This is a genomic window from Blastomonas sp. RAC04 (assembly GCF_001713435.1).
In the GTDB taxonomy this organism is placed as follows: Bacteria; Pseudomonadota; Alphaproteobacteria; order Sphingomonadales; family Sphingomonadaceae; genus Blastomonas; species Blastomonas fulva.
Genome location: NZ_CP016460.1, coordinates 644633 through 665620 on the forward strand (window position 1 = coordinate 644633; position 20988 = coordinate 665620).

Consider the following 20988-nt stretch of genomic DNA (forward strand, 5'->3'; position numbering starts at 1 on the left):
GTCAGCCGGCGAGCGCGGCCTGCAGCACATCGCCCTTTTCATCGGCCAGTGCCGCCTCGCGCAGCCGGGCGATCCCGGACGCGGTGAGGCCGCCTGCGCGATGGCGTTCGACGATCTGGGTGAAATTGTGCAGCCCGCGCTCGAAGGTGTCGCCATAGCCCTTGATCAGCCGCTGGCATTTGACCAGCTCGAGCGCGGCATCGGGTTCGGCCCTCCGGACGAGGTCGAGCCACGCGTCGATACGCGCCTGTTCGGTCTGGTAGCGCAGCGTGCTGCGCCGCCAGCGCCGTCCGGAAGCAAGGATGGACAAAGTCAGGAACCAGCGCAGGCTGGTCGTCTCGACATGCCGCCCCTTGGTGAAGAACCGCCCGAGCAGCGCTGACAGCCTGGGGCGCGCCAGGATGCGGCGGCCAAGCCCGGCGGGCAGCGTCTCGCAGACCTCTTCGAGGCGCGGGTGCATGTATTCGGTCAGCTGGACGATCTGATCGTCCGCGGCCTTCACGTCCGCGCGCACCCGCTCGAAACGGGTATCGCGTATCTTGAGGTCGGCAACGCGGATCGTATCCTCGTACAACATCCACAGGGCAAGATGGCGGGCTGCCTCAGCGATCAGATCCGCGTTGCCGGCCAGGCTTTCCAGCCTGGTGAGATAGAGGTCAGCATACGCCGTATCCTGATAGTCCATCAGACGGCGAACACCCTCAATTGCGAAATAATGCGCTTCATGCGGCAGCCGAGCATGGATGCGGGACTGCAGTTCGCGGCCCGCAGCGCTCGACGCAGCGGGGATATGCTGCGCCTCGATCTCGGCTTCGGGGTTGCTCAATGCTGCAGCAAAGCCTGCAGCAAAACCGCGCAGATTGGCATCCACCGCCTTGCCGCCCGAGACGATCGCGGCTTCGAATGCGTCGCGAGCAAAGGGCAGGGCGCCGCTGGCGCACAAGGCGCCGAACATCACCGAACTGATCACGCTGCCCGCGCGCTCGGCAGCGTCGTCCATGTCGAAGCCGATATAGCGCCCCGCGCGTGTTTGCGCCGCCTGGATGATCTTCTCGCCACTTGCCCGGCCATCGCCCATCGCGGACTTCTCGTCGATCGCGTAGACGCGGTGGGTCGATCCGATCAGCACGGTGGAATCGGTGACGAACCCGCGCAGGATCGCGCGCCCGGCCTCCATCAGCTCGGACGCGACCACGATGTCGACATCGCCCGGCACCGGCATCAGCGCCAGCAGCGGTGTTGCCGGGCCGCCTCTGGGGATCATCTCGACATAATAGACCGTGGCACCCGTGCGCTGCGCGACGCCGGGGACCGAGGTGCCCTGCGTCACATATCCCTTGTTGGCGCCGAGCTGGACGATCCAGTCGGCGAGCACGCCGCCGCCCTGGCCGCCAAGGCCGAGAATGGCGATCGAGATGCGTCCGGAGGTGCTCATCAAAAGGCCCTTGCAGCGATCTGGCGCGCCGAGCGGCGCTGCAGCGCACCGATCACCCAGCCACGCAGGCGCTGGCGGATCCGATCGGCACGGTTGGGGTTGGAGATCACCTCGGCCTTGTAGAAGGACGGGCAGAGCACCGCGGCATGGCTGACCTCGCCGCAGACCCCGCAGCCGACGCAACTGTTCTCGACATGCGCGACAGGGTCCTGGCGCAGCGGATCGGGGTTGGCGCGGATGGTGAGCGAGGGGCAGCCCGACAGGCGGATGCAGCTGTGATCGCCGGTGCAGGTGTCGGGATCGACGCCGAAGCGTTCGCGCACCACGCGCTGGCCCGACTTGATCGCTTTGGCGATCTGCGGCTTGATCCGGCGCTGGCGGTTGAGCTGGCATTCGGACTGCGCGACCAGCACCTTGGGGCCTTTTTCGGGCGACGTCAGCGCATCGCGGATCGCATCGCGCATGCCGGCGACGTCATAGGTCCGCGTCCGGGTCTTCGCCCAGGTGATGCCGACGCCCCGCACCGCCTTCTCGATCGGGTTGTTGGTGCTGCGCTGCGGGGTCTTGGCCTTGGACGAGAGGATGTCCTGCCCGCCGGTCGCAGCGGAGTAACCGTTGTCGACGATGATCGTCAGGTTGTCGTCCTGGTTGAACACCGCATTGCCGATGCCTGACGTCAGGCCATTGTGCCAGAATCCGCCATCGCCCATGATCGCTACCGCGCGCTTGCCCTCGGGCTTGAACGCCGAAGCGCCTGCGGTGCCAAGGCCATAGCCCATCGTCGTGTTGCCGATGTGAAACGGCGGAAGGATCGAGAACAGGTGGCAGCCGATATCGGCCGAGACGTGCAGTTCGCCGATATCCTTCTGCACCAGCTTCATCGCGGAGAAGATCGGGCGTTCGGGACAGCCGGTGCAAAAGCCTGCGGGGCGTTGCGGAACCGCGGTCGGGGGCAGGGCGGGGGCCTCGGCGGCAACCTCCACCGGCGCCCGCTCCGGCGCATGCGCGCGCAGGAACTTCGCGACGCCCTGTCTGATCACATCGGCGGTGTACTCGCCCGAGCGCGGCAGCATGTCTTTGCCCGCGATCCGCGTGTCGAGGTTCGCGCGGCGGACAAGCGTGTTGAGCTCATGCTCAATGAATTCGGGCTGGCCTTCCTCGACGATCAGCACCGCGCGCTTGCCGGCGCAGAACGCTTGCACCTCGTCGGGGATCAGCGGATAGGTGACGTTCAGCACATATACCGGCAACTTGGCGTTGCCATAGGCATCCGACAGCCCGATCAGCTCGAGCGCGCGGTTGAGCGAGTTGAACAGCCCGCCCTGCACGATGATGCCGATATCGTCCTGCTCGGTCCCGAAATGCTCGTTAAGCCGGTGATCCTGGACATACTTTATCCCTGCCGGCCAACGCTTTTCGATCTTCTCGACCTCGTGCAGAAAATTGGCGGGGGGCAGCACGATCCGGCTGGTGTCGCGGTTGGGCGACTGCGCTGCTTGCGCCACCGTAAGCGGCGGACGTCGGTTGTCGCGCGCGACAAAGCTGCCGGTCATGTGGCACGCGCGCACCCTCAGCTCGAGCATGACGGGCGTGTTCGAGGCTTCGGACAGCGCAAATCCCTGTTCGACCATGTCGACCAGCACCGGTAGGCTGGGTCGCGGATCGATCAGCCACATTTGCGACTTCATCGCGAAGGCATGCGTGCGCTCCTGCATGATCGAGGAGCCCTCGCCATAATCCTCGCCCACGATGATCAGCGCGCCGCCGGTGACCCCGCCCGAGGCAACGTTCGACAGAGCATCGGAGGCGACATTGGTGCCTACAACCGATTTCCATGCGACCGCGCCGCGCAACGGATAGTTGACCGAAGCCGCCAGCATCGCGGCCGCTGTCGCCTCGCTTGCCGAGCTTTCGAAATGCACGCCGAGCCCCGCCATCAGCTCGCTCGCATCGGCGAACACATCCATCAGATGGCTGATCGGCGAGCCCTGATAGCCGCCGACATAGGCGACGCCCGATTGCAGCAGCGCCTTGGTGACCGCCAGGATGCCTTCGCCTTCGAAGACTTCGCCATCGCCGACCTTGAGTCGTTCGACTTCAGCCTTGAAGGAGCGTTCGGCCATGCAGCGTCACTCGCCGACGAGCGCGAGGACGCGCAGCGGACTGCCCGAGCCGCCCTTTATCTTGAGCGGTGCGGAGAAGATCACCGCGCCGGTCGGCGGCAGCTGGTCGAGGTTCTCGAGGCACTGCAGGCCATAGCGTCCTGCGGCATGGAACAAGGTGTGCGCGGGGTAGGCGGGTTCTAGCAGATGCGCCTGGCCGGCATCGGTACCGATGGTTTCGACCCCTAGGCCATGCGCATCGCGCTCATCGACCAGGAATTTCACCGCTTCTGCCGACGGCCCCGGCGTGTGCGCGCCATCTTCGCTGCGGTTGGTATAGGCATCGACATCGCGCTTGGACCAGTCGGTGCGCAGCATGATCCAGCTGCGCGGAGGAATGCGGCCATGCTCGGCTTCCCACGCCGCGATATCGGCGACGGTGAGCAGGTAATCAGGGTCGGCGGCGCACTGCTGCGATATGTCGATCACCACGGCAGGCGCGATGAAATCGGCGGGCGGCACGGTATCGACCGAGTTGTTGGCGCGGTCCCTGCCAGTGATCCAGTGCACCGGCGCATCGAAGTGCGTGCCGGTGTGCTCGCTGACGGTGAAGTTGTTCCAGTACCAGGCGACGCCGCGCTCGTCATAGCGCGAGATCTCTTCCTGGCTGAACGCGGCGCACTGGCCGAACTCGGGGGGAAGCACCAAAGTGGGAGTATCGGGTGACAGCGTCTGGGTGAGGTCGACGGTGCGGATGGTGCCCGAAGCGACGGCGGTTGCGAGCTGCTCAAGAATGGCGTGTGACATGCTGATCCCCTTGTTCCCGGATTTGGATGGTAACTTATAAACTTGCATACGCAAGTATTATTCGTAGCGTGCTTCAGCGCACCGGAACGACATCGAAGGCGATGGTGGTGCGGTGAGCGGTATCGGCAAACGGAACGGTTCCGTGGTAGAGATAGGATGGAAACAGCACCAGCAGGCCCGGCTCGGGGCGGATGCTGTGCAGCATCTGCTCGCGCGCGCCCAGCTGCAGCCCGGTCTCGCCGAACTTCAGACAGCCGCTTTGCCCATCGCCGACAGCATCGGGCACCGCGACATAATAGACCGCGCTGATCCAGCCTTCCGGGTGGATATGGTTGGTGTGATGGCCGCCGCTTGCCAGCCGGACCGACCATGACCCGGAAAACCTGAATGCTTCAGACTTGCGCGCCAGGAACGGGTGCGAAGGGTCGTCGGGCAGCGCGGCGACATGGCGAGCGATCGCGGCCTCGATCATCGCGCGTACCGCCAGCAGTTCGGGTAGATCGCGGCTGAACAGATCGTCGGTGGTCTGGGTGCCGCCGCGCAGGGTCTGTTCGAGCGGATGCTGGCGGCTGGTGTGCAGCGCGTCCAGCGCCCGGTCGAGATCGCGGTTGAATGCGGCGCCATCGCCCGATGGGGGGATGAGCCGTATCGCGCCGATCAGCGCGGGATCGATCAGCCATGCGGCCCTTGGGTCACCAGTCAGCCGCCAGGAAAGCCCCTGCAGCGCAAGCGCCTGCTGGTCGAACGGATCATCATCGAGGCGCTGCGCCAGCCGGTCGGCCGCGGGTGCCAGCCGGTCGGCGATGATCAGGCATCGCGCGGATTCGCGCAGGCTGGGCGCATGGCCGGGATCGATCGCCAACGCCGCGTCGAAGGCCGCAAACGCCTGGTCGGCATTCCCTGCAGACCAGCACGCCTGGCCATGCCGATAATGCAGGTCCGCCCCGCCGATGCCGCGCGCCGCAGGCCCCGCGAGCAAGGCAGCGGCCTCGTCGTGGCGACCCGACAAGGTCAGCCGGTTGGCAAGGCCGGCGAGCAGCGCGGGGTCATCCGGAGCAGCCGCCAGCGCCTTGCGATAGCTGCAGAGGTGGCCGAGCGTATCGCCCTGCTGCCACAGCAGGCGGCTGAGCGAATCATGGACCGCTGCGTCGGTGGGCGTGAGGGCAAGCGCGCGGCGATAGGCGGCGGCTGCCTCTTCAATCCGCCCCAGATCCTGCAGGCAATGCCCCAGATTGTAGTGGATCCGTGCTTCGCCCGGGGACCTGTCTGCGCAGGTCTGCAGCAGCGGCAGCGCCTCTTGCGCGCGCCCCGCCAGCCGCAGAGCCACTGCCAGATTGTGCAGCCATGGCGCATGGTCAGGGTGCTGCTGCAAGGCGGTGCGATAGGCCTTGATCGCGTGAGTGTAATCATCAAGCGCGCTGTAGGCCTGACCCAGCACCGCCCATGCGCGGGCGTTCACCGGTTGCGCGCGCACCAGTGGTTCGAGGGTCGTGACCGCCTGATGCGGGTCATCCGATGCAATCTGCGCCAGTGCCAAGTTGATCCGGGCGTCGGCGTAATCGGGCTTGAGCGAGATCGCCTGCTGATAGGCGCGCACCGCTTCCGGGTGCTCACCCAGCGCGGTCAGGCTGTTTCCCAGATTGTTGAGCACGTGCGGCTGATTTGGCTGGACCGCAAGCGAGCGACGAAAACAATCGGCTGCGGCCTGCTGGTCGCCGCGCTGGCGCGCGACCATACCCTTGAGCTGAAGCGCGTCCGGCTGGCCTGGCGCCGCGGTGAGGATACGGTCAAGAACAGCTTCCGCCTGATCGAGCTGCCCCGACCGCGCCAGTCCCATCGCCTGGTTCAGCGCCGCTTCCAGACTTGGCTGTGGTCGTGCCAGTTCCACCTCGGCTCCCGCTACCGCCAGCATCTGCCTGACGGCCTTAATGACGCAAGGAAGCAAATCCAGCTTGTATCGTCAAGCCAATCGCGCTTTAATTCATGTGTATTTTCACATTTCCCTCGGAGGTTGCCATGGCCAGAATTTCCCGTCGTCGTCCGGTGCGGCTCGTGCGCAGGGCACGGAGCGTCGCGCTCGGCCTGATGCTGTCGGTGGCGGTGGTGCCTTCGCCCGGCCTTGCCGCGCCTGCGCCGATCCCCGAGACCACCGATGACGCGCGGCGCCTGCCGATCCCGCCGGTGGATCGCAGCAACGAGCCGATCGTCGTGATGACCGGCGGCACGCTGATCGACGGGCGTGGCGGTGCGCCAGTCCCCAACGCGGTGGTGGTGACGCAAGGCGATCGGATCATCGCTGCCGGCCCGGCCGGATCGGTCTCGGTGCCTGTGGGGGCCGCGCGGATCATCGATGCGACCGGGCTTTTCATCATGCCCGGCCTGATCGACCTGCACATCCACTTCACCCAGCAGCGCTGCCACGATTTCGGCAAATATTCGGACAGCCCTGCGGGCGCGGCGATTCGCGGCGTGGCGCTGGCCGAGCAGCTGATCGGAGCCGGGATCACCGCCGCGCGCGATGTCGGGACGGTCGACGATGTCGCGCTGCGCATCAAGGAGGCAGTCGATCGCGGCATCATCCGCGGGCCGCGGGTGCTGTGGAGCGGCAGCATCATCGCCACCACCGGAGGGCATGGCGACGAAGTGACCTCGACCGCGACGGGACGGCAGAAGCCCGCAATGGGTGGTCCGAGCAAGGGGTTCAACGGCCCCTGGGAGTGGCGCACCGCAGTCCGCCGCCAGGTTCGCGGGCTGGCCGATTGGGTCAAGCTGGGCGCGCCTGCCGACCGGGAGGAGATCGTGGCCGCGATCGAGGAGGCCCATTCGCTGGGTGTCCCCGTGGCAATCGACAGCTATGGCCAGTATACCGACTGGGCGATCGAGGCCGGGGTCGACACGCTCGAACATCCGCTGGCGATGAGCGATCAGGCGGTTGCGCTGATGAAGAAGCACGGCACCGCGTTCGTGCCGACGATCGGTGCCTTCGACAACCTGCTGACCGGCGGCTATCCGACCGCAGGCATACCCACCGGCGGGTTCTATCACACGCATTCGCGCCGCTTCGTGATCGACCAGCAGGAGCATCTGGGCAAGGTGGCGCAGGCCTACCGCGCCGGAGTGCCGATCGGCGTGGGCACCGACATCCCGTTCGAGAATGACACCCGCTATCCCGATGCCTATTTTCGCGAGCTCGATTATCTGAGCCAGGCCGGGATGAGCAACGCCGATGTGCTGGCGTCGGCTACCCGGGTCGGCGCGCAGATCATGCGGATGGGCGACAAGCTCGGGACGATCGAGCCCGGGAAGATCGCCGACATCCTGGTGCTCGGCGCCAACCCGCTGGCCTCGCTCGGCAATCTGCGCGATGTGCGTTATGTGCTCGCGGACGGCAGGCTGGTGGTCGAACAGCCGCCGCGCTGAGCGCTGAGGCTATTCGATCGGCAGCTTGCTGAGATTGTCGCTGATCTTCTTCAGCGTGCGCAGCAGGTGCGAGATATCGCGGTTGCTGATTCCGACCATCGCGCGCGAGAACTGGCGTCCGACGATCGGCGTCAGCTTGCGCAGCGTCTGCTGTCCCGAAGGGGTCAGCGTTACCTCTGTGATGCGGTTGTCTTCCGGATTGGATTCGGTCGAGACCAGCCCCTGCTCGATCATCCGGTCGATGATCCGGCTGATCGTGGAGCGCTTGGTCAGCGCCGCCTCGGCAATCGTTCCAATACTCGCCGGCTGATGTTCGCGCAGCACCGTCATCACACGATAGATCGGTTTGGAAACACCGTGCTTGTGCAGCACCTTGTCCATGTCTTCGTGATATTTGAAATCGGCATGCGCCATCAGGTAAAATGGCGAGTTTTCCAGGCGGAATGTCGGACTGCTCGGGTCATAGTCACCGCGATCTTCCACGTTCTCCCCTTCCTTCTGTGTCGATGCTGTCTTCGACCTTGCGTTCATGTGTTTCTCAAAAGCCCCAACTGATCAAGCGGTTCCATCGCTGTGCACCGTTCATGTCAGCCGAATTAGCCGAATACATATGTATTTGCACTGAGTTATCGCTTTCGAACGATTGAAAATGGACAGATGCGGCGATTGATTGTGTGCGAGCCCGCTACCGTCCCGGGCCAGCCAGTCAAGCGGTTCGGTTGGGCTGGAGCAGATGAAAGCCGGTACGACAATGCCGTGACGGCGGGGAACGCGCCGGTCTTATCGGCCCGCCGTAGTCATGCTCCACGCAATCAAATTGACAAAAATCGTGTGAAGTTGGATGTATTGCGCGATTGTCTGCTGCGCAACCTGCAGGGCAGGGCGATGCGTGAACAAGGAGTGGTTCAGGATGAAGGATCGTATCGGGTTGCGGATGCTGGCGGCGGCATCTTTGGTTCTGGCAAGCACCACCACCGCCATCGCGCAGGAAGCGCGGCAGCGCTGGGAGCAGATGTGCCAGATTCGCAAGGACAAGCTCGACCTGATCCTGCCGCAAGCGATGCGCGAGAACGGTATCGACATGTGGATCGTCGCCTCGCGCGAGGGGCATGACGACCCCAACGCCGCGCTTCTGGGCGGCGGCTATGTCGGCGATATAGGCTATTATGTCTTCACCGACCCCGGCGGGGGGCGCATCGAACGCGCGGCGATGGGGGTTGGCGGCGCCGCTTTCGATCAGTGCCCGCTGTACGATGTCAGGAAATCGCCTGCCGAACTCAAGGCCTATGTTGCGCAGCGAAACCCCAGGCGCATCGGCATCAACATCGCCAGCGAGATCGGCACCGCCGATGGCCTGAGTCATTCGCTGCACGAAAGGCTACGCGAGACGCTGGGCCCCGATCTGTCGGCGCGACTGGTGTCCGCCGAAAAGCTCGTCTCCGATTTCCGCTCGCGCCACAGCGCCACCGAGATCGCGGCTTTTGCCCGCGCGGGCGAATATTCGCGCACGATTGCCGAGCGCGCGCTGTCGAGCGAGGTCATCACCCCGGGCAAGACGACCACCGGCGATGTCGCCTGGTGGATGATGGAGCAGCTGCACAACGAAGGGCTGGGCAACAGCTTCGGTATTCCCAGTATCTACATTCTGGGCCCCGGTCCGCGCGGCCCGGTGTCGGGCGATCATGTGATCCAGCGTGGCGACCTCATCACGATGGATTGGGGGGTGAACTTCCTTACCGCCTATACCGACATGAAGCGCATGGCCTATGTGCTGAAGGCGGGCGAGAACGCGCCGCCACCCGGAGTGCAGCGCGCGTTTGACAAGGCGCTCGAGATCCGGCGGATGATCCTCGATGTGATCAAGCCGGGGATCACCGCGGGCGATGCGCTCGCCGCGGTGAACAGCCGGGTTGCGCAGACGCCGGGGCTGGCACTCGGCCGCTATGATGACCCTGTTGCCGATCCCAAGGTGTCCGATGTCGTCATCGGCAGCCATTCGGTCGGCGATCTCGGGCATGGTTCGGGGCCATCGATGGCGGACTTCAACCCGCTGCGCATGACCTATACTCTTCAGCCCAGCAATTTCCTGTCGATCGAGCTGTTCCTCTACACCCCGGTGCCCGAATGGGGGACGCGAAAGATCAAGATCCCGCTCGAGGATAATGGCGTGGTGACCGAACGCGGGCTGGAATGGGCCTATCCCGCCAACAGCCGTATCCTGCTGGTCAAATAGCCGCGACGGCCCGCGCGATCAGAAGGCAGGAATGCCCGTGATCGCGCGGCCGAGGATCAGCGCGTGGACGTCGTAAGTGCCCTCATAGGTGTTCACCGTCTCCAGATTCATCGCGTGGCGCATCACCTGATATTCGCCGCTGATGCCGTTGCCGCCCAGCATGTCGCGCGCCATCCGCGCGATTCCCAGCGCCTTGTCGACATTGTTGCGCTTGACGATCGAGATCATCTCGGGCGCAAACTGGTCTGAATCCATCAACCGGCCCACGCGCAAGGATGCCTGCAGCGCGAGCGCGATATCGGTTTCCATGTTGGCGAGCTTGTTCTGGAACAGCTGGGTGGCCGCCAGCGGGCGCCCGAACTGGTGCCGGTCGAGACCATATTGCCGCGCGGTGTGGAAGCAGAATTCTGCCGCGCCGATCGCGCCCCAGCTGATGCCGTAGCGTGCGCGATTGAGGCACGAGAACGGTCCCTTGAGACCCTCGACATGGGGCAGCAGCGCGGAATCAGGCACCTCGACCTCATCCATCAGGATCATCCCGGTGATCGAGGTGCGCAGGCTGAGCTTGCCCTCGATCTTGGGAGCGGACAGGCCGTCCATCCCCTTTTCGAGCACGAAACCGCGGATCGCGCCATTGTGCGCGTCCGACTTGGCCCACACGACGAAGACATCGGCCAGCGGCGCATTGGAAATCCAGGTCTTGGCGCCGCTGATGCGATAGCCGCCATCGATCTTGGTAGCGCGGGTGCGCATTCCGCCGGGGTCGGAGCCCGCATCGGGCTCGGTCAGGCCGAAGCAGCCGATATATTCGCCGCTCGCCAGCCGGGGGAGATAGCGCATCTTCTGCTCTTCCGAGCCGAACGCATAGATCGGGTACATCACCAGGCTCGACTGAACGCTCATCATCGAACGATAGCCCGAATCGACTCGCTCGACCTCGCGTGCGACCAGGCCATAAGCGACATAGGACGCGCCGACCCCGCCATAGACCTCGGGAATGGTCGGGCCGAGCAGGCCGAGCGCGCCCATTTCGCGGAAGATTTCAGGGTCCGTGGTTTCCTGGGCAAAGGCATCGATCGCGCGCGGCGCGAGGCGGTCCTGGGCATAGGCCTGCGCCGAATCGCGGATCATCCGCTCGTCCTCGTCGAGCTGCGCGTCGAGCAGGAACGGGTCGGCCCAATCAAAACTCTGCATGATACACTGTCCTTAGGATTACGCGCTGGCGGGGGGAACGACCGCGGTGGTTTCAATCTCGACCCTGGCGTCAGCCTCGACCAGGCCGGCAACCTGAACCACCGCCATCGCCGGGAAGTTCCTGCCGATCAGCTCGCGATAGGCCGCGCCGATGGCGGGAAGGCTGGCGATATACTCGTCGCGGCTGGTGACATACCAGGTCATCCGCACGATGTGCTCGGGACCGGCCCCTGCCTCGGCGAGAACCGCAAGGGTGTTGACCAGCACCTGACGGAACTGGCTGGCCAGATCGTCCCCGACGATGCGCTCGTCGGCATCGAAGGCGACCACGCCGGCGGTGAACACCAGCCGCCCGGTGGCGGCCACGCCGTTCGCATAGCCGCGCGGCCTGGGCCAGCCGGGGGGCAACAGGGTCTGATGAGCGGTCATGCGCTTTCCTCGATCAAGCGTTCGTGCAATTCAGGCGGCCACGGGCGCGATGTGCCCTCGGCCAGGTCGGTCAGCACCTGGGTGTAGCGCACCGAAAAGCGGCGCTCGCCTGCGCAATCGATATCGACATTGAGGTCGACCGAACTGCGTCCCACACGGGTGACGGTGACGGTGAAATCGAGCATGTCGCCCAGGCGGCTGGGGACCGCGAAGTCTGCCGTCAGCGTGACTGTCGGCAGGCCGAGCCCGCAGTCGACGTGCATCTCGCGCCGGGTGATGCCCAGAACCGCTGCGGTCCAGTCCTCGATTGCGGCATCGCACAGCTCGAAATAGCGCGGATAATAGGCAATGCCCGCAGGGTCGCAGTGCGCAAAGCGCAATGGCAGGGTGGTGCGGAACATCAGTTCGCGCTTTGCGCGAGATGCTGGCGGGCGATGACGACCTTCTGCACTTCGGAGGCGCCTTCATAGATCCTGAGCGCGCGAACCTCTCGGTACAGCGACTCGACCGGCGCGCCGACAGTGACGCCCATGCCGCCGAACATCTGCACCGCCTTGTCGATCACCTGCTGCGCGCTGTCGGTGGCGTGCAGCTTGGCGAGCGCCGCCTCACGCGTGTTGCGCTGCCCCATCACGTCGCGCAGCCAGCCTGCGCGATAGATCAATAGCGCCGATGTATCGACATCAAGTACCATCTCGGCGAGCTTGGACTGAGTAATCGCATTGTCGGCGAGAGTGCCTGCGCCGAGCTTGCGCACCTTGACCCGGGCGGTCGCCTCGTCGAGCGCGCGGCGGGCAAAGCCCAGCGCCGCTGCGCCCACGGTCGTGCGGAAGATATCGAGCGTCGCCATCGCAGCGGCAAAGCCCCGGCCCGATTCGCCCAGCAGCGCGGTTTCGGGCAGCTCCATGTCGGTGAAGGTCAGCGTTGCGAGCGGGTGCGGGGCGATGACCTCGATCCTTTCGGTCACCGCAAGCCCTGCGGTATCCGCATCGACGATGAACGCCGATACGCCCTTGGCACCCGGTGCCTCGCCGGTGCGAGCGAACAGCACGTAATAGTCCGCGATGCCGCCGTTGGAGATATACGTCTTGGCACCGTCGATCACATAGCCGCTGGCGGTACGCCGCGCGGTCGTTGCCATCGAGGCGACGTCCGATCCGGATTCGGGCTCGGTCAGTGCAAAGGCTGCGATCTTGCGGCCCGAGGCGACCTCGGGAAGATAGCGCCGCTTCTGGTCTTCGGTGCCGAGCAGGCTGATCGTCCCCGAACCCAGGCCCTGCATCGCGAAGGCGAAATCGGCCAGACCCGAATAGCGCGCCAGCGTCTCGCGGATCAGCGCCAGCGAGCGGATGTCGAGCTGCTCGTGCACCCCGCCATAAGCAGCCGGGACGCAATAGCGCAGCCAGCCTGCCGCACCCAGCGCCGCAACCAGATCGCGGCACGCCGCGTCGATATCGTGCGGGTGGTCGTCGGAAAGGTTCGCCGCACACCAGGCATCGAGCTCCATGCCCAGGCTGCGATGGCTGTCATCAAGGAACGGCCAGTCAAGAAAGCTGCGGTCTGCCATCAATCACCTTTGAACTCTGGAGTGCGCTTGTCGGCAAAGGCCTCGAAGGCGCGGCGGAAATCGTTGGTCGCCATGCAGATCGCCTGGGCTTGCGCTTCCATCTCGATTGCGGTTTCGACCGACACCGCCCACTCGATGCCAAGCTGGGTCTTGGTGATGCCGTGCGCGAACGTCGGGCCGGCGGCGATCGAGCGCGCCAGCTTGGTCGCCTCGCCGATCAGGTCTTCGGCTGCAACCAGGCGGTTGTGAAAACCCCAGCGTTCGCCTTCCTCGGCGCTCATCATCCGCCCGGTGTAGAGCAGGTCGGATGCGCGGCCCTGGCCGATGATCCGCGGCAGGATCGCGCATGCACCCATGTCGCATCCGGCCAGCCCGACGCGGGTGAACAGGAAAGCGGTCTTGGTGGCAGGGGTCGCCAGCCGCAGATCCGATGCCATCGCCATGATCGCGCCTGCACCGACGCAGATGCCGTCGATCGCGGCGACGATCGGCTGCGGGCAGGCGCGCATCGCCTTGACCAGATCGCCGGTCATCCGGGTAAACGCGAGCAGCTCGGGCATTGCCATCTTGGTCAGCGGGCCGATGATCTCATGGACATCGCCGCCCGAGGAGAAATTGCCGCCCGCGCCGGTGACGATGATCGCCTTGACGTCGGTGGCATAGACCAGCGCGCGGAAGGTATCGCGCAGCTCGGCGTAGCTTTCAAAGGTCAGCGGATTCTTGCGGTCGGGGCGGTTCAGCGTGACCGTCCCGACGCCATCGGCGAAATGCCAGCTGAAATGCTCAGGCGAAAAGCTCTCGGGGTTCATGGCTGTTCCTTTCCTTTGTCGTCGGCCAGCGAGATCTTGAGTGCGCCGAGCAGATCGTACAGCGCGGCGCGCTGGTCGCGGGTCAGCCCCTCAAGCATCATGTCGATCCATTCGTGATGCGCCTCGGCGATCCCTGAAAAGCATTCGCGGCCCAGCTGGGTCAGCCGCACGATCGAGGCGCGGCCATCGGTGGGCGAGGGGGCGATGCTGATGTAGTTGTCGCGCGCCAGCGTCTGGACGACGCCGGTGACATTGCCGTTCGAGACCAGAAGCTCCTGCGACAGCTGTCCCATCGTCATCCCGGCGGGGTTGCGATCGAGCGCCGCCATCACGTCAAAACGGGGCAGGGTGATGCCGTACTGGTCGGCAAAGCGTCGCTTGAGCCGCTTTTCGATCACTGTGGTGCAGGTCAGCAGCCGCAGCCACAGCCGGACATTGCTGCGATCGACCATCTCGCCGTCATGCTTTTCGCGGATTGCGCTCGCGCCTGTCACATCACTTCTCCACCGGCGACCATGATTGCCTGGCCCGTGACCGATCGGCTGGCGGGCAGGCACAGCCACAATGCCGCCTCTGCGACCTCGGCCGGGTCGATCAACCGGCCCTGCGGATTGAACCGGGTGAGCTGTGCGCGCGCCTCATCCGCGGTGCGGCCGGTTTTGGCCTGGATGTTGGCGATGGCATCGCCGACGATGTCGGTATCGGTAAAGCCCGGGCACACCGCGTTGGCGGTGAGGCCGGTGTGCGCAAATTCGGTGGCAAGCGCGCGCATCAGGCCGATCGCGCCATGCTTGGAGGCGACATAGGGCGCGGTGTAGCCATAGCCCTTGACCCCGGCGGTCGATGCGACGGTGACAATCCGGCCCGATGGAGCTGCGAGCAGGTCGGGGAGCGCCGCCTGACAGCAGTGGAACAAGGCGTCGAGATTGACCGCCATCGTCTGGCGCCAGGCTTCAGCCGTGACCTTGGCGAAAGGTGCGCTGGGCGCGATGCCGGCGTTGTTGACGAGGATGGCGATAGGGCCATGCGCGGCGCGGGCGGATGCGAAGGCCGCATCGACCGCAGCCCGGTCGGTGACGTCGGCCTGCGCGATACAGGCGCCGGGCAGGGTGGCGGCAATGGCGTCCAGCGCCTCGCGCCGCCGCCCGATCAGCGTCAGCTGCGCACCTTCGCGCGCCAGCGCCTGCGCGATGGCGGCGCCGATGCCCGAGCCGCCCCCGGTGACGACCGCGTGAAGTCCCTCCAGCCGCATATCAGCCTCTCAGTGCCGCTTCCTGCTCCGCCGCGCGCTGCATGTTGCGTGCGAGCTGCCCCATGCCGCTCAGATAAGCTGGCGGAACGGCGACACCGCGATAGCCATGCTGCGCCGCCGCGCGCAAGGTCCACATCGGATCGATCATGTGCGGACGGCCCAAGGCGACAAGGTCTGCACGGCCCGCCGCGAGGATCGAATTAACGTGGTCGGTCTCGTAGATATTACCCACCGCCATGGTCGAGACGCGCGCCTCGTTGCGCACCTGGTCGGCAAACGGGGTCTGGAACATGCGGCCATAGACCGGCTGGCAGTCGGCCCAGGTCTGGCCTGCCGACACGTCGATCAGGTCCGCGCCTGCCTCGTGGAACGCCTGCGCGATGCGCACCGCTTCCTCGGGGGTGACGCCCTGGTCGCCCATCCAGTCGGTTGCCGAGATGCGAACCGACATCGGTTTGTGCGAGGGCCATGCCGCGCGCATCGCGGTGAAGACCTCGAGCGGGAAGCGCAGCCGGTTCTCGAGGCTGCCGCCATAGTCGTCGGTGCGATGATTCTGCATCGGGGTGATGAAGCTGGAGAGCAGATAGCCGTGCGCGGCGTGCATTTCGACCATGTCGAACCCGGCGTCGATCGCCATCCGGGTGGCGGCGACGAACTGGTCGTGCACCATGTCCATGTCGGCACGCGTCATCGGGCGAGGGGTCTGGTTGGCATCGCTCCAGGGAACGTCGGATGCGGCGATCAGCGGCCAGTTGCCGCTGTCGAGCGGCTCGTCCATTCCCTCCCAGCCGAGCTTGGTCGATCCCTTGGCGCCCGAATGGCCCAGTTGCAGGCACATCTTGGCCTTGCTGTTGTGGTGGACGAAGTCGGTGATCCGCTTCCAACCGGCGACATGCTCGGGTGTGTACATTCCGGGGCAGCCCGGCGTGATGCGGCCCTCAGGCGAGACGCAGGTCATCTCGGTATAGACCAGCCCCGCGCCGCCCTGCGCACGGGTGCCATAATGCACGAAATGGAAGTCGCCCGGCGTGCCGTCGGTGGCGCTGTACATCGCCATGGGCGAGACCACGATGCGGTTGGCAAGCTCGAGTTCGCGCAAGCGGAACGGCGCGAACATCGGCGGCGCGCCGGTGTCGCGGCCGCCCGGCGCCTGCGCCTGGAACCAGCGCTCGACGCCCTCCAGCCAAGCCTGATCGCGCAGCCGCAGATTTTCGTGGCTGACCCGCTGCGAGCGGGTGAGCAGCGAATAGGTGAACTGGATCGGCGCGAACGGCAGATAGCGGTCGAGCGTCTCGAACCATTCGGTCGAGTTGCGCGCACTGTTCTGCAGCTTGAGCACCTCGATGCTGCGTTCGGCCTGATACTCCGCCAGCGCATCGGCGCGCGACAGTCCGGGGCGGTTGAGCACTTCGGCAAGCTTGATCGCGTCCTCGAGCGCCAGCTTGGTGCCCGATCCGATCGAGAAATGCGCGGTGTGCGCCGCATCGCCCAGCAGCACGAACTTGTCGTACGACCACTGGCCGGTGATGATCCGGCGGAAGTTGAGCCACGCCTGCGGTCCGGGCAGATGGGTGGCGTTGGACATCAGCGCGTTGCCGTCCAGGTGCTTGGTGAACAGCTTTTCGCACAGCGCGATCGCCTCGGGCTGATCCATCGTGTCGAGGCCAAGACCGGTCCAGGTCTCGGGCGCCATCTCGACGATAAAGGTCGAAAGCTGGTCGTCGAAGCGATAGGCATGCGCCCAGACCCAGCCCGCCTCGGTCTTCTCGAAAGCGAAGGTGAAGGCGTCGAACTGCTTGGCGGTGCCGAACCAGAAGAACTTGTTCTTCTTGACCTGGATGTCGACGTCGAAGTGCTCGACATGCGCGGTGCGGATGCGGCTGTTGGCCCCGTCGGCGGCAATGACGAGGTCGAACTCGGCCCAGTCTGCAGGGTCGGTGCTCGCCTCGTGCTCGAAGTGCAGGCCGATGCCCAGATCGCGCGCGCGCTGCTGGAGGATCGCGAGCAGGCGTTTGCGGCCGATGCCGATAAAGCCATGGCCGCTGGAGCGGATACACTCGCCATGGATGTGGACGTCGATGTCGTCCCAATGGGTGAACTCGTCGCGGATGGTCGCGCCGCTGACCGGGTCGTTTGCCATCAAATTGTCGACCGTCTGGTCGGAAAAGACGACGCCCCAGCCAAAGGTGTCATGCGGACGGTTGCGCTCGTACACATCGATGACATGATCGGGATTGTGCAGTTTCATCGATATCGCGAAATACAGCCCAGCAGGCCCTCCGCCGACGCATCCGATCTTCATCGCGCTACCCTTTCCAGTCCAGACTCGATGGGCATGATCCTATGTCGGGCAGCAAATTGCTTCAAGCCTAAAATTTTAAGCTTGAAATATCGTATATCACACAATTATTCACGTGTATGGGAATCACCGGAGAACAGATTATGAAGTGGCCAGCACAACGCCTGACGTCGGGATCCAAGAAGAGCTTCGGCATGTACGACGAGGCCTCGAAGCTCGATGCGCAGGGGGTGGACCTGATCCATCTGGAGTTCGGACGGCCGCACGCCGATACCCCCGATCACATCAAGCAGGCGACCAAGGCCGCGCTCGATGCGGGCATCGTGCATTATGGCGATTTCCGCGGGACGCTGTCGTTCCGCCAGGCGCTGGTCAAGAAACTGCGCGATTTCAACAAGCTGGATTATGGCGTTGACGAGGTGCTGGTCACCAATGGCCTCACCCACGCCTCGTTCGCAGCGTTCATGGCGGCGATCGATCCGGGCGACGAGGTGATCCTGCTCGATCCGTATTATCCGCAGCACATCGGCAAGACCGAGCTGGCCGGCGGCAAGGTGGTGATCGCCGGGCTCGACAAGGCGAACAACTTTGCCATCTCGAAGGAAAAGATCGCCGAGAAGATCACCGATCGCACGCGGATGATTGTGCTGATCAACCCCGCCAATCCCACGGGCAGGGTCTATACCCGCGACGAGCTGCAGAACGTGGCCGATCTGGCGACCGAGCGCGACCTGCTGGTGCTGTCGGACGAGGTCTATGAATACATCACCTACGATCAGGCGCAGCACATCAGCATCGCCAGCCTGCCGGGCATGCGCGAGCGGACGATCACCTGCTTTGCTTTCACCAAGGCCTATTCGATGGATGGCTGGCGCGTCGGCTATGTCACCGCCGATGCAAAGCTCATGCCCGCGATCCTCACCATTGCGATGACCGACGTGACCCACGTAAACGTGTTCGTGCAGGAAGGCGCACGCGCCGCGGTCGAAGGGCCGCAGGATGCGATGCTGGCGATGGTCGAGGCCGATCGGCGCAAGCGCGACATCGTCGTCCAGGCGCTCAACCAGATGCCGGGTGTCACCTGCGCCGCGCCCGAAGCCACGATCTATGCCTTTCCCGACATCAGCGGCACCGGGCGCAGCTCGCAGGACATTGCCATGGCGATCCTGAAAGAGGCGCATGTCGTCGTCGAGGCGGGGAGCTTTTACGGTCCTGCCGGGGAGGGCCATTTGCGGGTGTGCTTCGGATCGGAATCCGAAGCGCGGGTGACCGAGGCGATGGAGCGGCTCAGCCGTTTCTTCAACGCGCTATAACGGATAAGATCGATCAGGCCGTCACGACAGGGAGAAAGATGATGAAACTCAAGATGCGTGTGATGGCGGCCTTGCTGGCTCTCCCGATGGTCGCGGCGGCAGGGGCGCTCCCTGCGGCAGCGCAAGCTGCGCCGGCGTCCGCGAGCCATGCCGATCTGGTGGCGCTTTATGACGAGTTCCGCGCATTTGTCGCGCCCGAGATGGTCGATGGCCTGCCCGATTACTCGCCCGCTGCAATGGCGCGGCAATATGAAGGGCTGCGCAGCTTTCAGGCGCGGTTGAAGGCGATCGACGACAGCCGCTGGCCGGTCAGCGAACGCGTCGATTACATGGTGGTTCTCGCCGAGATGCGGGGCCTGGAATTCCAGCACCGCGTGATGCAGCCGTGGAAGCGCGACCCTGGCTTCTACAGCGTCACCAATCTGGGCTTCGGTCCCAAGATGCACGGTGCTTTCGGTATTCCCCAGCTTCCGCTCGCTGCCGACAAGGCCAAGGCGCTGGCGGCCAAGCTCGATGCGGTGCCCGGCGCGCTGCGCCAGGCACGCGCCAGTCTTACCGACGCGCGCGGCGATCTCGCGCGGTTGGCGATCGTGCAGAAGCGGGTCGAGATGAACGTCTTCGGCGAGCTGGCGGCGTCTGCTGCCAAGCTGCAGCCCGAACTGGTCGAGCCCGCAAAACGCGCCCAGGCCGCCGCCGCAGACTTCAAGGCGTGGCTCGAATCGATCGAGGCCGGGCTTCCCGCGCATGGTGGCGTGGGCAAGGACAACTATGCCTGGTATCTCAAGAACGTGCTGCTGCTGCCGTACACGCCCGAGCAGGTCGAGACCATCGGCGAGCGCGAATATCAGCGGCAGCTCACCTTCCTCAAGATCGAGGAGCACCGCAACCGGGCGATTCCGATGCCCGATCCTGTCACCACGCGCGCTGCGTTCGATGCCAAGCGCAAGGCCGAGGACGAGCATCTGCTCAAGCTGCTGCGCGACGGCGACTGGGTCACCATCCCCGATTATGTCGAGCATGATCCCGAAGAGGGGCCCTATCAGTTCCCGTTCGATCGGGATCCATCCAAGCCGGGGCTGTTCGACCCGCCGCTCAACCTGCATTTCTTCTTCCAGGCCGAGTTCCGCGACGGGCTGCCGCTGCGCGCGCACAACCTTCCCGGGCACATGTTCGATTCGCTCCAGGCCGCGCGCGATACGCGCCCGGTGCGTGGAAAGCCGCGGCTGTTCTTCGTCAACGGCCTGCGCAATGAAGGCTGGGCGTTCTACATGGAAGAGATGATCCTGCAGGCCGGGATGCTCGAGGACAGGCCCAAGACGCGCGAAATCGATTATATCCTGGGCGCCAAGCGTGCGGCGCGGATCATTCCCGAAATCCGGATGCAGGCCAATGAATGGACCTGGCAGCAGGCCAATGAATCGCTGATCGCGCGCACGCCCAAATGGATGAAGCCCGGCGATGCCGTGGCGCAGTTCGATATCGAATTGTACCTGCGCCAGCCGGGCTATGGCATTGGCTACTATATGGGCAAGGTCGAGCTCGAAAAGCTGCTCGCCGATGTCGCGATGCAGGAAGGCGAGGCGTTCGACATCAAGTCGTTCCACGACCGCTTCCGCGCGGCAGGATCGATCCCGATCTCGCTGATCCGCTGGGAAATGACCGGGCGCGACGACGAGATCAAGGGTCTGCGCTGACTCCTGGCACTGCGGTCAGTCGATGACCGCAGTCGCCTCGATCTCGATCAGAAAGTCCGGCAGGGCGAGGGCCTGAACCCCGATGACGGTGTTGGGCGCGGGGGTGGCGCCGTCATAGAATGCGCCCACTTCGCCCAGAACCGGGCCCAGCTTGTCGGGGCTATGCCCGACAATGTAGGTGCGCAGGCGGACGATATGCGCTGGCGTCGCGTCGACCTCGGCAAGCACCTGCTTGAGGTTTGCGAGCGCCTGACGCGTCTGCGCGGCAAGATCATCGCCGCCGACCACGTTGCAGTCCTTGTCCCAGGCGACCTGTCCGGCAAGGTGCACCGTGCGGCCTCCTGAATGGATCGACGCGTGCGAAAAGCCATAGCCGACAGCGTCGTACATTCCGGCGGGGTTGATCTTGGTGTTGGTCATGCGCTGTTCCTTAG

Annotated in this window: 18 protein-coding genes; 4 read left to right on the forward strand and 14 right to left on the reverse strand. The window is 64.9% G+C overall.

From position 1 onward, the window contains the following. Position 1: 1 nt before the first annotated feature. The 4 genes from BSY18_RS04150 to BSY18_RS04165 all read right to left on the reverse strand — a co-directional run bounded on the left by BSY18_RS04150 (position 2) and on the right by BSY18_RS04165 (position 6256). On the reverse strand, positions 2-1435 hold the full coding sequence (locus tag BSY18_RS04150; protein WP_069049748.1) for an indolepyruvate oxidoreductase subunit beta family protein: 1434 nt from the start codon (positions 1433-1435) through the stop codon (positions 2-4). Then, positions 1435-3558 carry an indolepyruvate ferredoxin oxidoreductase subunit alpha gene (locus BSY18_RS04155; RefSeq protein WP_069049749.1) on the reverse strand — a complete coding sequence of 708 codons (2124 nt, stop codon included), beginning with the start codon at positions 3556-3558 and terminating at the stop codon, positions 1435-1437. The genes BSY18_RS04150 and BSY18_RS04155 overlap by 1 nt, the downstream gene beginning before the upstream one ends. Positions 3559-3564: 6 nt before the next feature. Beyond that, positions 3565-4344, reverse strand: coding sequence for a cyclase family protein (locus BSY18_RS04160; RefSeq protein ID WP_069049750.1), 780 nt, complete (start codon positions 4342-4344; stop codon positions 3565-3567). A 73-nt stretch (positions 4345-4417) separates the two neighbouring features. Next, a complete protein-coding gene (locus tag BSY18_RS04165; protein WP_069049751.1) occupies positions 4418-6256 on the reverse strand; it encodes a tetratricopeptide repeat protein in 1839 nt (612 codons plus the stop codon). Positions 6257-6360: 104 nt separating this feature from the next. Here BSY18_RS04165 and BSY18_RS04170 point away from each other — a divergent pair, with 104 nt between their 5' ends. Next, the gene (locus BSY18_RS04170; RefSeq protein ID WP_171900170.1) at positions 6361-7764 is read left to right on the forward strand and encodes an amidohydrolase family protein; all 1404 of its coding nucleotides are present in this window, start codon (positions 6361-6363) and stop codon (positions 7762-7764) included. A gap of 9 nt (positions 7765-7773) precedes the next feature. On the opposite strand, the gene BSY18_RS04175 is transcribed toward BSY18_RS04170, so the two are convergent. Beyond that, complete coding sequence (locus tag BSY18_RS04175; protein WP_069049753.1) at positions 7774-8295, reverse strand: MarR family winged helix-turn-helix transcriptional regulator; 522 nt, start codon at positions 8293-8295, stop codon at positions 7774-7776. Positions 8296-8674: 379 nt separating this feature from the next. Here BSY18_RS04175 and BSY18_RS04180 point away from each other — a divergent pair, with 379 nt between their 5' ends. Next, a complete protein-coding gene (locus tag BSY18_RS04180) occupies positions 8675-9997 on the forward strand; it encodes a M24 family metallopeptidase (protein ID WP_216094714.1) in 1323 nt (440 codons plus the stop codon). A gap of 18 nt (positions 9998-10015) precedes the next feature. Here the strand turns inward: BSY18_RS04180 and BSY18_RS04185 are convergent, their stop codons facing one another. From BSY18_RS04185 to BSY18_RS04220, 8 genes are read right to left on the reverse strand one after another with little or no spacing between them, the layout of a single operon-like run. Continuing rightward, positions 10016-11191, reverse strand: a complete 1176-nt coding sequence (locus BSY18_RS04185) for an acyl-CoA dehydrogenase (protein ID WP_054133097.1) — start codon at positions 11189-11191, stop codon at positions 10016-10018. An 18-nt stretch (positions 11192-11209) separates the two neighbouring features. After that, a complete protein-coding gene (locus tag BSY18_RS04190) occupies positions 11210-11620 on the reverse strand; it encodes a RidA family protein (RefSeq protein ID WP_069049754.1) in 411 nt (136 codons plus the stop codon). Continuing rightward, positions 11617-12021, reverse strand: coding sequence for an acyl-CoA thioesterase (locus BSY18_RS04195; protein ID WP_069049755.1), 405 nt, complete (start codon positions 12019-12021; stop codon positions 11617-11619). The genes BSY18_RS04190 and BSY18_RS04195 overlap by 4 nt, the downstream gene beginning before the upstream one ends. Then, positions 12021-13187, reverse strand: coding sequence for an acyl-CoA dehydrogenase family protein (locus BSY18_RS04200; RefSeq protein WP_069049756.1), 1167 nt, complete (start codon positions 13185-13187; stop codon positions 12021-12023). Before BSY18_RS04200 ends, BSY18_RS04195 begins: the two co-directional genes overlap by 1 nt. Next, a complete protein-coding gene (locus tag BSY18_RS04205) occupies positions 13187-13996 on the reverse strand; it encodes an enoyl-CoA hydratase family protein (RefSeq protein WP_054133093.1) in 810 nt (269 codons plus the stop codon). The genes BSY18_RS04200 and BSY18_RS04205 overlap by 1 nt, the downstream gene beginning before the upstream one ends. Beyond that, positions 13993-14490, reverse strand: a complete 498-nt coding sequence (locus BSY18_RS04210) for a MarR family winged helix-turn-helix transcriptional regulator (RefSeq protein WP_231683600.1) — start codon at positions 14488-14490, stop codon at positions 13993-13995. Before BSY18_RS04210 ends, BSY18_RS04205 begins: the two co-directional genes overlap by 4 nt. Continuing rightward, positions 14487-15248 (reverse strand): SDR family NAD(P)-dependent oxidoreductase, encoded by a 762-nt coding sequence (locus BSY18_RS04215; protein WP_054133092.1) that lies wholly within the window; start codon positions 15246-15248, stop codon positions 14487-14489. The genes BSY18_RS04210 and BSY18_RS04215 overlap by 4 nt, the downstream gene beginning before the upstream one ends. A gap of 1 nt (position 15249) precedes the next feature. Continuing rightward, positions 15250-17550, reverse strand: coding sequence for a bifunctional salicylyl-CoA 5-hydroxylase/oxidoreductase (locus BSY18_RS04220; protein ID WP_069049757.1), 2301 nt, complete (start codon positions 17548-17550; stop codon positions 15250-15252). Positions 17551-17690: 140 nt separating this feature from the next. On the opposite strand from BSY18_RS04220, the gene BSY18_RS04225 reads away from it, so the two are divergent. After that, a complete protein-coding gene (locus BSY18_RS04225; RefSeq protein WP_069051684.1) occupies positions 17691-18860 on the forward strand; it encodes a pyridoxal phosphate-dependent aminotransferase in 1170 nt (389 codons plus the stop codon). Positions 18861-18898: 38 nt separating this feature from the next. Further along, a complete protein-coding gene (locus tag BSY18_RS04230) occupies positions 18899-20554 on the forward strand; it encodes a DUF885 family protein (protein ID WP_069049758.1) in 1656 nt (551 codons plus the stop codon). A 15-nt stretch (positions 20555-20569) separates the two neighbouring features. Here the strand turns inward: BSY18_RS04230 and BSY18_RS04235 are convergent, their stop codons facing one another. Continuing rightward, positions 20570-20974 carry a RidA family protein gene (locus tag BSY18_RS04235; protein WP_069049759.1) on the reverse strand — a complete coding sequence of 135 codons (405 nt, stop codon included), beginning with the start codon at positions 20972-20974 and terminating at the stop codon, positions 20570-20572. Positions 20975-20988 lie beyond the last annotated feature (14 nt).